This is a genomic window from uncultured Altibacter sp. (assembly GCF_963972995.1).
Classification (GTDB): domain Bacteria; phylum Bacteroidota; class Bacteroidia; order Flavobacteriales; family Flavobacteriaceae; genus Altibacter.
Genome location: NZ_CAXAXI010000001.1, coordinates 211,881 through 223,707, shown reverse-complemented (window position 1 = coordinate 223,707; position 11,827 = coordinate 211,881). Strand labels below are relative to the sequence as shown.

10 protein-coding genes are annotated in these 11,827 nt (G+C 40.4%); 8 read left to right on the top strand and 2 right to left on the bottom strand.

The features are described from left to right. Window positions 1-885 (top strand): acyloxyacyl hydrolase (locus AACZ11_RS01110; RefSeq protein ID WP_339831232.1); only part of this gene is annotated, 885 nt, incomplete at its 5' end. Beyond that, window positions 882-1,634, top strand: coding sequence for a DUF2807 domain-containing protein (locus AACZ11_RS01105; protein WP_290629112.1), 753 nt, complete (start codon window positions 882-884; stop codon window positions 1,632-1,634). The genes AACZ11_RS01110 and AACZ11_RS01105, both read left to right, overlap by 4 nt. Here the strand turns inward: AACZ11_RS01105 and gldA are convergent. After that, on the bottom strand, window positions 1,621-2,520 hold the full coding sequence (gldA, locus tag AACZ11_RS01100; protein WP_290629110.1) for a gliding motility-associated ABC transporter ATP-binding subunit GldA: 900 nt from the start codon (window positions 2,518-2,520) through the stop codon (window positions 1,621-1,623). The genes AACZ11_RS01105 and gldA overlap by 14 nt on opposite strands. 259 nt (window positions 2,521-2,779) lie before the next feature. On the opposite strand from gldA, the gene AACZ11_RS01095 reads away from it, so the two are divergent. Further along, window positions 2,780-3,862, top strand: a complete 1,083-nt coding sequence (locus AACZ11_RS01095; RefSeq protein ID WP_290629108.1) for a bifunctional 3-deoxy-7-phosphoheptulonate synthase/chorismate mutase type II — start codon at window positions 2,780-2,782, stop codon at window positions 3,860-3,862. A 31-nt stretch (window positions 3,863-3,893) separates the two neighbouring features. Here the strand turns inward: AACZ11_RS01095 and AACZ11_RS01090 are convergent, their stop codons facing one another. Then, window positions 3,894-4,349 carry a hypothetical protein gene (locus tag AACZ11_RS01090; protein WP_290629106.1) on the bottom strand — a complete coding sequence of 152 codons (456 nt, stop codon included), beginning with the start codon at window positions 4,347-4,349 and terminating at the stop codon, window positions 3,894-3,896. 84 nt (window positions 4,350-4,433) lie between these two features. Between AACZ11_RS01090 and rsgA the strand changes: the two genes are divergently transcribed. The 5 genes from rsgA (at window position 4,434) to AACZ11_RS01065 (ending at window position 11,824) form a co-directional block, all read left to right on the top strand. Continuing rightward, window positions 4,434-5,381 (top strand): ribosome small subunit-dependent GTPase A, encoded by a 948-nt coding sequence (rsgA, locus tag AACZ11_RS01085; RefSeq protein WP_290629104.1) that lies wholly within the window; start codon window positions 4,434-4,436, stop codon window positions 5,379-5,381. Beyond that, window positions 5,378-5,830 (top strand): D-aminoacyl-tRNA deacylase, encoded by a 453-nt coding sequence (dtd, locus tag AACZ11_RS01080; protein ID WP_290629102.1) that lies wholly within the window; start codon window positions 5,378-5,380, stop codon window positions 5,828-5,830. Before rsgA ends, dtd begins: the two co-directional genes overlap by 4 nt. A 67-nt stretch (window positions 5,831-5,897) precedes the next feature. Further along, entirely contained in the window at window positions 5,898-7,745 is a 1,848-nt protein-coding gene (locus AACZ11_RS01075; RefSeq protein WP_290629100.1) for a DUF3857 domain-containing protein, read from the top strand. 51 nt (window positions 7,746-7,796) lie between these two features. Further along, window positions 7,797-9,722, top strand: a complete 1,926-nt coding sequence (locus tag AACZ11_RS01070; protein ID WP_290629098.1) for a DUF3857 domain-containing protein — start codon at window positions 7,797-7,799, stop codon at window positions 9,720-9,722. A gap of 74 nt (window positions 9,723-9,796) precedes the next feature. Beyond that, complete coding sequence (locus AACZ11_RS01065) at window positions 9,797-11,824, top strand: DUF3857 domain-containing protein (RefSeq protein ID WP_290629096.1); 2,028 nt, start codon at window positions 9,797-9,799, stop codon at window positions 11,822-11,824. Window positions 11,825-11,827 lie beyond the last annotated feature (3 nt).

The following is an 11,827-nucleotide window of genomic DNA, read 5'->3' as shown; positions in this document are numbered from 1 at the left end:
TGGGGCGTAACTTTTATATACCAAGATCTTAAGAATCCATTTCTGGGAGAGAATTATTCGCTCTACGGACATTTTAACTGGTATTTTTTGAACCGAACATTCACCGTAGGCATAGGGCAAGGCATTGCCTATGCCACCAATCCCTACGATCCCGAAACAAATTTTATTAACAATGCCTACGGAAGCAAATTGTTGAGCTCCACCATTCTTCGTGCCAACTTCGTAAAGGAAAACCTTTTTGACGGTTTTGGCGTACAAGCCGGCGTGGGAGTTATACATTATTCTAACGCAAACTTCAAAGCACCCAATAACAGTACCAATACTTTTTACTTTAATGCAGGGATAAGTTATCAGTTTGACCATTATGATTTTCCGGGTTATATTCCCTTGGGGTCTTGGCCAAGTTCCAATTATGCCGAGCCTATCCAATACAATTTTGTAGTACGTACCGGTGTGAATGAAGCCGATGTGAACGGACTGGGACAATTTCCTTTTTACACCTTTTCCCTGTTTGCAGACAAAAGATTAAATTATAAGAGTACTGTTCAAGCCGGAGTCGATGTATTCTTTTCACATTTTTTGATAGAATTGATTCGCTTCCGGTCTATCGCCTTTCCTGAAGACGGTCTAACCGGAGATGAAGATTACCGGCGCATTGGTGTATTTGTGGGACATGAATTGCGGTTTAGTAAGATCGCATTTGTTTCGCAGCTGGGGTATTATGCATACTGGCCGTATGAATTCGAAAACCGTGTATACAATCGATTGGGATTAAAACGCTATTTTTATAATGACCGAATTTTTGCCAGCGCTACGGTAAAGGCTCATTATGCCAAAGCCGAAGCTGTTGAATTTAGTATTGGGATACGATTAGGAAAAAAATGAAACAATACCTCTTTTACATACTAACATTGATTTGTTTGACCGCCTGCGATTCAGAAAAGGCACCCGATTGCTTTCAAGCAACCGGCGAGATTGTATCACAAACATACGATGTGGATGCCTTTAAACGAATCATCGTTTGGAATCGTGTTCAACTGTTTATATCACAAGGTCCGCAGGAGATTCGGGTAGAATCGGGTTCCAATCTTATCGATGAGGTCTTAGTAAGGGTCGAGGACAGTATTCTAAAAGTGAGCGACCGAAACAGTTGTAATTTTGTTCGTGATTACGGAGTAACGAAAGTCTATGTGACAGCCCCGAATGTGGAAGAGATTCAAAACAGTTCGGGATTGCCTGTAGAGAGTATCGGCGTCATTCGATTTCCCGTACTCACCTTAGTGTCAGAAGATCCGCTTAGGGAAGGCGTTTTTCATAAGGACGGGGATTTTATCATGCACGATCTTAATGTAGGAAGTTTGCTCATTCGGGGAAATGGACTTTCCAATTTTTATATAAGTGGAAGAGCCTTTAACGCCAATTTTGCTGCCATTGACGGCGATGTTCGTATTGAAGCAGGGAACTTTGAAATTCAGAATCTTGTGATCTTTCACCGAAGCACAAATTTGATTAGAGTACGACCTATGAATTCTATTCAAGGTAAAATAGTGAGTTTGGGTAATGTGTATGCGACCAATAGACCGGGACTGGTCGATGTGGAAGAATTATACCAAGGCCGCCTTATTTTTGAGTAGTGAGTTCGGTAAAAAGTTTTTCCAGCGTGGTGTTTTTTTGATGAAGCTGAAGAATCTTTAGGCCATTATCATGCGCGAAGTCAAAGACTTGGGCCCTCATATCGTTATCCGTTTCAAAATGAATGTGGTATACAAATCCTACAACATTGTCCACTTTTGTTACTTTGGGTAGTTGCTGAAGGGCAATCTCCTCGACACGGTAATCAAATTCCACTTCAATGATCTGTGTTTTCTCTTTTTTTAGATCTTGAAGTTTTCTATCCAACACGATAACTCCTTTATTGATAATGATCACTCGATCACAAAGCGCTTCTACTTCCTGCATGATATGCGTAGAAAGTAACACCGTCTTTTGCTTCCCGATACTTTTTATAAGTTCACGGATCTCGATTAATTGATTAGGATCTAAACCGGTAGTGGGTTCATCCAAGATCAAGACATCAGGATCATGCAGCAAGGCATTGGCAAGTCCTACCCGCTGGCGGTATCCCTTTGAGAGTTGTCCTATTTTTTTATGCGCTTCGGGAGAAAGTCCTGTATGACGTATCACATCTTCTATCGTTGCGTCCGGTACCTTATAGACCGCTGCGTTAAAGGCAAGATATTCACGTACATACATATCAAGGTACAAGGGGTTATGCTCCGGTAAATACCCCACGCTCTTTTGGATGTCTATATCATTTTTAGATAGTACATGATTGTTCACTATTGCCGTTCCCTCCGTAGGTTTCAAATAGGTAGTTAGGATTTTCATCATGGTAGATTTTCCGGCGCCGTTTGGTCCCAAAAATCCGACAATCTCTCCTTTTTCTATAGAGAAGCTTACGGCGTTCAGTGCTTTTTGTTCGCCGTAGGTTTTTGTGATATTTTCTACGTGTATGGACATAATTTCTTCAGAAAAACAAAACTACACAAAATTCTCTCGCAGCAGTAGCTTCCTAAAATGTAAAATTTTTAATAAAAGATTTTCAGTACGTAAATTATTAGCTACTTTAGCTGCTATGATTAGAACCGTACAAGAACCCCTTATTTTTATTAGATGGCGTCATTCAATGAACTGTTGCTAAGAGGGATTATTGTATGTATATAAATTTGCAGTGTGTTGAAAGTCCCTTCCGGGGCTTTTTTTATTTCTGAAAACCGTTATGGAGAATAAAAAAGAATTGAGAAATTGGTTGGATGCGTTCAAATTAAGTCATCCTTTAGTCATTGCCGGTCCGTGTAGCGCCGAAACAGAAGCCCAAGTGCTTAGGATAGCTCATGAGCTTAAGGAAACCGATACTACCGTTTTGCGTGCCGGTATATGGAAACCGCGAACAAGACCCGGAAATTTTGAAGGTGTGGGCGCCTTGGGCCTGAAATGGTTACAACGCGCCAAAGATGAAACAGGTCTATTAACCACTACCGAAGTGGCCAATGCAAATCACGTGGACCTTGCGTTGGCACATGATATCGATATTCTGTGGGTGGGTGCCAGGACTACCGTATCTCCATTCATGGTGCAGGAGATCGCCGATGCGCTGCGAGGAACAGATAAGACGGTACTTATAAAAAATCCGGTGAACCCCGATCTTCCATTGTGGTTAGGCGCTGTTGAACGTTTCTATGAAGCAGGGGTGAAAAACTTGGGTGTGATCCATCGCGGATTCTCAACCTACGAAAAGACACGCTATCGCAACAATCCGGAATGGCAGATTCCCATCGACCTTCAAAATAGATTTCCGGACCTGCCTTTGATCTTGGATCCCTCGCATATTGCGGGACGGCGCGACATTATCTTCGATCTTTGCCAAACAGCCTTGGACCTCAATTACGACGGACTTATGATTGAAACACATTACGACCCTGATAATGCATGGAGTGACGCAAAGCAACAAATAACACCGGCTACCTTAGATCAAATGACGGTGGACCTTCGTATTCGTAAAACGGAAGATGATGCCGTAGAATTCAACAATCAGTTGAACACCTTGCGTACCCAAATAGATGTGATCGATAATAAATTGGTCGAGATGTTAGGAAAGCGAATGAAGATAGCAGACTCTATTGGGTTGCTTAAGAAGAAGAACAACGTGGCCATCCTTCAGGTAAAGCGTTGGAACGAAGTACTGGGGCGCATGATACTGGAGGGTGAGGAGAACCAATTAAGTGAAGAGTTTATTTTGCGTATCTACAAAGCCATTCACCAAGAGTCCATCAACCATCAAAAGAAAGTAATCAATGAATAACAAAAGACCCGCTATGTGCGGGTCTTTTTGGTTATTGCTTTAGTCTTTTAAAGATATAGCGTGTTATAAAAATTCCTTGTCCGTCATCTTTTCCCGAATCACTTTCTACAGCACTGCTTACAAAGGCCAGATCCCATCCTTCGGCTAACATCGTATTGATTTTTGAAGTAATTAGCGCATCGTTGGCAGCGATATTTTGGAAACGGATCCCGCCAAGATTGTAGAAGTTTAGGAGTTTCGTTTCATCAAAGTCTTTCACGCGTATATCAGATCGATCCGATTTGTTCCGGGAGTTGTCGTCCTCGGTTTGCGTGGTGGTAAATTCTTTGTAATCGCGTTCGGCATTGGCTGAAATGAGACGCGAACGACCCAGTCCGTTTGGAACGATCGATTCTACGCTAGTGACCACCTTTACCTCGTATTGTTGTGCTTGAAGTTCAACAGCCGTCAAGACAATTAAAAGCAATGTGATAAGTGTTTTTTTCATGTTAATTGAGTTTTATGGTTTTTACAGCGTAAAAATAAATATTTATAGCATGAGTTATTTTTTATTTTCTGAATTTTGCAAGAGATGCAAGGCACTGTTTATAAATCTACTGGAAGCTGGTACACCGTGAAATCACAACAGGGTGATTTTTACGAGTGTCGTATCAAAGGAAAATTCAGGATCAAGGGGATAAAGAGTACCAATCCGGTGGCCGTTGGAGATGAAGTGACATTTGAAGTTGAAACCAAAGGAGACGAGACCATCGGGGTCATATCGGGCATAGAGGAACGGGAGAATTACATCATTCGCAGATCGGTCAATCTGTCTAAGCAAACACATATCATTGCCGCCAATATCGACATTGCCTTCTTGGTGATTACCCTTAACAATCCGCCAACCTTCACCACCTTCATCGATCGTTTCTTGGTCACTGCCGAAGCATACCATATTAAAGCAGTGTTACTGTTCAATAAGATCGATACGTACACCGAAGAAGAATTACTGGAGGTTAAGTATCTCGCTGCTTTATATAGAAATGTTGGTTATGAATGCTTAGGGATTTCGGCAAAGACCGGTAAAAATGTCGAAAAAGTAAAACAACTCATGCAACATAAGGTTTCTATGTTCTCAGGACATAGTGGTGTGGGTAAATCGACGCTTATCAATGCTATCGAGCCGGGATTGAACCTAAAGACCTCGGAGATCTCCGAGCAACACCAACAAGGCCAACATACCACGACATTTGCCGAGATGTTTGACCTTTCCTTTGGGGCACAAATTATCGATACCCCGGGCATTAAAGGTTTCGGGGTCGTTGAAATGGAAAAAGAAGAACTGGGAGATTACTTTCCCGAATTCTTCGCGATAAAAAACCAATGCAAATTCAACAATTGTTTGCATTTGGAGGAGCCACACTGCGCTGTAAAAGAGGGCTTGGAAAACGAGACGATCGCATGGTCACGTTATAAGAGCTATCTTCAAATATTGGAGGGGGAAGACGAGCAGTATCGAAAAGACATTCACAACCCATGAGAGCAATCCTACAACGTGTAAAAGAAGCTTCGGTGACGGTAGATGGTAAGCTCGTTTCAAAAATTGGCAACGGATTTCTAATTTTGTTGGGAATTGAAGCTGAAGACAATAAAGAAGATATCGATTGGCTTTCAGGCAAAATTGCCAGAATGCGTGTTTTTTCAGATGAGAATGACGCTATGAACCTTTCTTTGGAGGATATTGGAGGAGAGATCCTCGTGGTAAGTCAGTTTACATTGCACGCAAGCACCAAAAAAGGAAATCGTCCTTCTTTTATAAAAGCCGCTCGCCCCGACATAGCGATACCCTTATACCAATCATTTGTAAATGAACTTTCTAGCCAAGTTTCGACCAAGATACAGACAGGGGTTTTTGGTGCGATGATGGACATAGCTTTGGTTAACGACGGACCCGTGACCCTTTTTATAGATTCAAAAAATAAAGAATAATTTTTTTTAGATTCGGGTAAATTAATATATTGCCGCGGGAGAATACTTTATGCGTTACACTTTTTTATTGAGTCTCACACTTGCATTTTGTACAACGCTAGCGGCACAAACATACAAGTTTGATGAGATCGGGATAAGAGACTTTTCGAAGCTGCGGGATGATGTTTTTCCGGAGGCACCGGCGGTACTTCTTGTACAGGATATTCGCTTTAAATATGGTTATGAACTATATGTTAATGAACGAATTAAAATCTACACCAAGGATGGTTTTGAATTTTCCAATTGGGACAGTCAGTTCGATGATATTAGCGGTCTTAGGGCTTATATCTATAATCTGGAAGATGGTGTGGTCACAAAAACCAAAATAGATCGCGATAATATTTTCAAAGAAAAGATCGAAGATGGATATGAGGTGACTAAAATAGCCTTCCCTAATGTAAAGGAAGGATCTATATTAGAATTGAGTTATAAAGTGCATTATGTTGGAATGCGATGGCTCAATGCGCAAAGTTTTATTCCCATTAAAAAATTAAAGATTGCCATTCAAAATCCGGGGTACTACAGCTTAAAAATTGTAGAGAATCCTTTGGCAACCATCGATTTAATTCGACAGAATGATAGGTCGGAAATACGTTTCTTGGGAGAAAATATTCCTGCTTTAAAACGCGAGAGTCATATCTACAATCTTAATAATTACAGAGGAAAGATATTTCTCGAACAGGTTCGAACCAAAGGTAAAGAAATGCTTTCCGATTGGAGTGAGGTAAGCAAGATATTCAATGATTATGGTTGGTATGCTGAAGAACTCGAGAAAAACGGACATTTTTTTGAGGGTGACATAACCGCACTTTTGGGCACCGAAAAGGATCCTTTAATTAAAGCAAAACGAATCTATTCCTTTTTACAAAATCGCATGACTTGGAATGAAAGGTACAGTAGAGGATCGGACAATCTTCGGAAAAGCTACATGGAGCAACGAGGCAATGCGGCAGATATCAATTTACTCTTAATTTTTATGCTTCGGAAATCTGGTATTGAGGCTAACCCCGTTCTAGTTGCTTCCAAATATTGGGGGAGGCCTGTGTTGCCCACTATTTACGGGCTAAACAACTTAATAGCCGCGGCAGAAATAGACGGTGAAACATATTTATTGGATGCAACCGACAAGATTGCGCCTTTCGGCTTGCTGCGAAAGACATTCATGAATGGGAACGGGATCATTATATACGAAGATGATACCTACAAACTAGTATCGACTAACAAGACAGATATCTCTAAGATGACCACGCTCGTTACCGCTTCATTAGAACCGGAATCCCAAAGCGTTACAGGTAGTGTAAGAACAAGATACCAACACCATTATGCCTGGGAGTTTCGTGATACCTATTCAGCCGCCCGAGGCAGATCTTTTGAAGAAGAAATGGAAAATACTGTAGAGTTATTAGAGGTAAACAATGTAAAGACAAATAATTTCAATGAGATTGAAAAGCCTCTTGATGTTTCCTATGATTTTGAATATTCAGATTTTATAGAAACAATAAATGACAAATTATATGTGAGTCCGTTACTATTTCTCGGGATCATTGAAAACCCTTATAAGGACACAGATCGCCTGTATCCTGTAGAAGAAGATTTCCCATTTGTTTCAAGCTGTATTTTTAAGATAAAACTGCCGGAAGGCTATATTCCTGAAAGTCTCCCTGAACCCATTAGTATTCTGGTAGGAGATGATGTAGCAAGTTTAAAATATAATATTAGCGCACAAGGTAATACCATTCAGGTCTCCTATCAGATTGAAATTCTAAAGGCAACTATTCCGCCGGAGTATTACGAAGGATTGAAACGTCTGTATGGGACGTTCTTGGAAATTTCGAATGCCAAGATCGTTCTGGGAAAAATTGATGAACAAAAATAAATTCGATACTAAAAGAATCAAAAAAAAAACTAACCCCATAGTACATAGCGTATGAGCTTCATCGTTGCACGTCGAATTCGTAAAATTATTTTAACCATTGCCTCCATGCTGTTTACAGGTATCATGGTGGGCCAGTCGAATTATGCAATTTCTTCTATACCTTCAAAATTTTTGGAAGGAGCTAACAGCGTCTTAGTTTCAAAAGATGTGCTTGTAGATGTCACAGATCCTACCCGAATGAACTATCAGGTTCGTCGTGTAGTTACCGTTTTGAACAAAAAGGGAGACGAATATGTGAACGCAAGTGTAAACTACGATAATGACAGTAAGGTTAGGAAGATAGAAGCATACGTCTATGATGTGGCAGGCAACGAGATCGAACATTTTAAAAAGAACGATTTTAGAGATGTAGCGGCGTCAGACGGGTTTTCTTTGTATAGTGATGATCGGGTGCTCTTTTTAGATTATACACCTATTTCGTATCCATATACCGTAGCATTTTCATTTGAACTTGAGAGTAGAACAACTGCCTTTATTCCCAAATGGTTCCCCCTCGAAGGAACGGCGTCCAGTACTTTAGAGAGCACGTATGTGATACAATTTAGTCCCGTAAACAAACCACGCTTTAAAGCTGAGAATTTAGATGGATATGACATTTCTGTAACAAAAACACCTACCGAAATTAAATGTACAGCGACCAATATTCCGGTAATGAAATACGAAGAACACAGCCCGCCATATTTCCAGCGGATTCCGTTGGTGTTATTCGCTTTGGACCGCTTTTACCTAAAGGGCGTTGCCGGTTACGGAAAGGATTGGAACGAATTTGGAAGGTGGATGGAACGATCTTTATTGGGGGATGTGAACGATCTTCCCGAAGCGACGGTAGCTCAGGTTCGATCTTTGGTAAGCTCAGAAAAAACGGCGCTTGACAAAGCAAGGAAAATATACGAATTTGTTCAGAACAAAGTGCGTTATATAAGCGTGCAAATTGGGGTAGGAGGTTGGAAGCCAATGTTGGCCTCAGAAGTTGATAAATTAAGTTATGGCGACTGTAAGGCACTTACAAATTATACCAAGGCCTTATTGGATGCCGTGGGAGTTCCATCGTATTATACGGTACTGTATTCCGGACCCAACGGACGTGATTTCGATGAGGATTTTTCGGTCATGCAAGGGGATCATGTTATCTTGGGTATCCCTAACGGGGACGATATCGTTTGGTTAGAGTGCACCAGTCAGGACGTTCCCTTCGGATTTGGGGGGACGCACAGTGATGATCGGGATGTATTGGTCATTACCCCCGAAGGAGGAAAAATCATGCATACCAAGAAATATCCTTTCGATGAAAGTCTTCAGCATAATACAGGAAGTATACAATTAGATACAGAAGGGGGATTAAAGGTTCAATTTCAACGTAAGTCTATGGGTCTTCAGTACGATAATTGGTATCAATTAGAGAAATTAGACGCTAAGAAGCTGGATCAACATTACAAGGAACATTGGGATCACATTAACGGCTTCAGCATAGATTCGGTCGCACTGCAAAATGATAAAAAAGATATTGTCTTTACTGAAGTATTGAAATTATCCATTCCAAAATATAGTTCTTCAGTAGGAGAAGACCTGTTATTTACTCCTAACGTATTCAATCAATCCCAATATATCCCGCCACGAATTACAGATCGTAAACAACCATTGTTCCTTCCTATCGGATTTAAGGATGTAGACGAAATTGACATCGAGTTGCCGAAGGGTTTTGTGTTAGAAGACCTACCGGAAGGATTTAATGAAGAAACCCAATTTGGTTCATACAGCGCACATGTAGAGAGGGTTTCGGCAACAAAAATACGTTATACACGAACCTTCATTATAAAAAAAGGGACCTTTTCGGCCAAAGAGTATACAGCCTATAGAAACTTCAGAAGAAATGTTGCAAAGTGGGATAAATCCAAGATACTCTTAAAAAAGGTATAGGTAAATCTCATTTGCTTGTGCATAATCAATAAATAAAAATTAATTTCAGAAATAGTAGCTAAAATTATAATACCATGAAAACAACCATCCTAACCACCTTACTTACCGTCTGTCTTTTGCAAATTTCTTTTGCACAGGACTACAGATTTGGAAAAGTATCTAAAGAAGAATTACAGCAAAAAGCACATCCTCAAGACCCTGCAGCCAATGCTGCAGTATTATACCGAGAGATTGCCACCCACTTTCTTTACACCGAAGAAGAGGGATTTTACATTGAGACAGAGGTCTATGAAAGAATTAAAATCTATACGAAAGAGGGGTTCTCATGGGCTACTAAGGTCGTAAGGCTCTATCAAAGTGATAATAATGAAGATGAGACCGTTTCCGGTTTAAAGGCATACACCTATAATTTGCAAGGCAATGACATTAAGGAGGAAAAGCTTCGAAATGATGGTATCTTTGAACAGGAGGAGCATAAGTATCTAAAGACATTAAAGTTTACAATGCCCGACCTAAAGGAAGGTAGTGTGGTGGAATACCGATATAAAATAAAATCTCCTTTTATTACTAATATCGATGAATACAGATTTCAAGAACAAATTCCGGTTGAAAAGGTATTTGTGAAATTTGTAGCACCCGAGTATTTTAATTATAAAATGCACCAAAAGGGATGGATGAACTTTGCTATTAATACCGATATGAAAGATAGAACAATGTCCTACTCTTATAAACCTTCTGCGGGTAGTGGCAGCGCAAGAGATTTAATAGACTCTCACAAATCTGTTAGAACTGAAATAACTTTCAAAGAGAACATTTATACCATAGACTTAGAAAATGTTCCTGCGTTGCGAGAGGAAAAAAGAGCAGGGAATATTGACAATTACAGCGCTGCCTTGAAGTTTGAACTATCCTATATTCAATATCCAAATTCACCCATTAAAACATATTCTACCACTTGGGAAGATGTATCTAAAACCATTCACCGCTATAACTCTTTTGGTGATGAACTGGCAACAGACAATTATTTTAAAGATGATATTGACCAATTGTTAAGCGGTGTAACCAACAAGGAGGAGAAGATTCTCAAGATATTCGAATTTGTAAAATCGAAGATGAATTGGAACGGATATCATGGTATGTTTGCCAACGAAGGCGTTAAAAAAGCCTATAAAAGTAGTACCGGAAACGTGGCAGATATCAACTTAATGCTTACCGCAATGCTTCGTTATGCCGGAGTGAATGCGAACCCAATTTTGGTTAGTACAAAATCCAATGGGATTCCTCTTTTTCCCACCATGAACGGCTTCAACTACGTGATTGCCGGCGTTGAAGTGCAAAATAATGTGTTACTATTGGATGCTACAAACAAACGAGGCGAAATAGGGCTGCTCGAGCCAAAATTACTCAACTGGCAAGGGCGCCTCATTCGACAGGACGGTAGTTCTAATTGGGTGCCCCTTAGTCCAAGGGAACATGCAGTTAATAACACCATGTTGCAGGGTACGATCGCCGAAGACCTTTCCATAGCCGGCAATGCTCAAAATAGATTTACAGGGCATTATGCCTTAGAATACCGTGAACAATTTAGCGGGATTAGCGACGACGAGAAACGTAAGAAGATAGAGAACGGGAAAGGAGAGCTGGAAACATCGGCGATAGCTTTTAACAACCTGAACATTCTTTACGAACCTGTGGAACTTACCTATGAATTCGAATCCTTTGATGCCGTGGAGAATATCAATGGGAAACTCTATGTTTCGCCATTGCTGTTCTTGACCGAAGCCGAAAACCCTTTTAAAGCTGAAGAACGACAGTACCCCATTGATTTCCAATATCCCTTTAAAGACCGATATCTTATTTCATTGGACATTCCTGAAGGGTACCAAGTAGAGGTTCTTCCCGAGCCTGTAACCTTCGCATTGGATGGAAATGCCTGTAGTTTTCGATATGCTGCAAGTGCTTCAGGAAATAAAATTCAGGTTTCTGTGGAATTATCTATGAATGAAGCCTTATTTTTACCTACCGATTATGTAAATCTGAAAAAATTCTATCAGATGCTAATCGATAAAGAGAACGAAAAGATAGTCCTTTCTAAAACATAGAGT

Coding starts and splice junctions, on each gene's coding strand:
- AACZ11_RS01105 (WP_290629112.1), top strand. CDS start 882: ATGAAACAATACCTCTTTTACATACTAACATTGATTTGTTTGACCGCC.
- gldA (WP_290629110.1), bottom strand. CDS start 2,520: ATGTCCATACACGTAGAAAATATCACAAAAACCTACGGCGAACAAAAA.
- AACZ11_RS01095 (WP_290629108.1), top strand. CDS start 2,780: ATGGAGAATAAAAAAGAATTGAGAAATTGGTTGGATGCGTTCAAATTA.
- AACZ11_RS01090 (WP_290629106.1), bottom strand. CDS start 4,349: ATGAAAAAAACACTTATCACATTGCTTTTAATTGTCTTGACGGCTGTT.
- rsgA (WP_290629104.1), top strand. CDS start 4,434: ATGCAAGGCACTGTTTATAAATCTACTGGAAGCTGGTACACCGTGAAA.
- dtd (WP_290629102.1), top strand. CDS start 5,378: ATGAGAGCAATCCTACAACGTGTAAAAGAAGCTTCGGTGACGGTAGAT.
- AACZ11_RS01070 (WP_290629098.1), top strand. CDS start 7,797: ATGAGCTTCATCGTTGCACGTCGAATTCGTAAAATTATTTTAACCATT.
- AACZ11_RS01065 (WP_290629096.1), top strand. CDS start 9,797: ATGAAAACAACCATCCTAACCACCTTACTTACCGTCTGTCTTTTGCAA.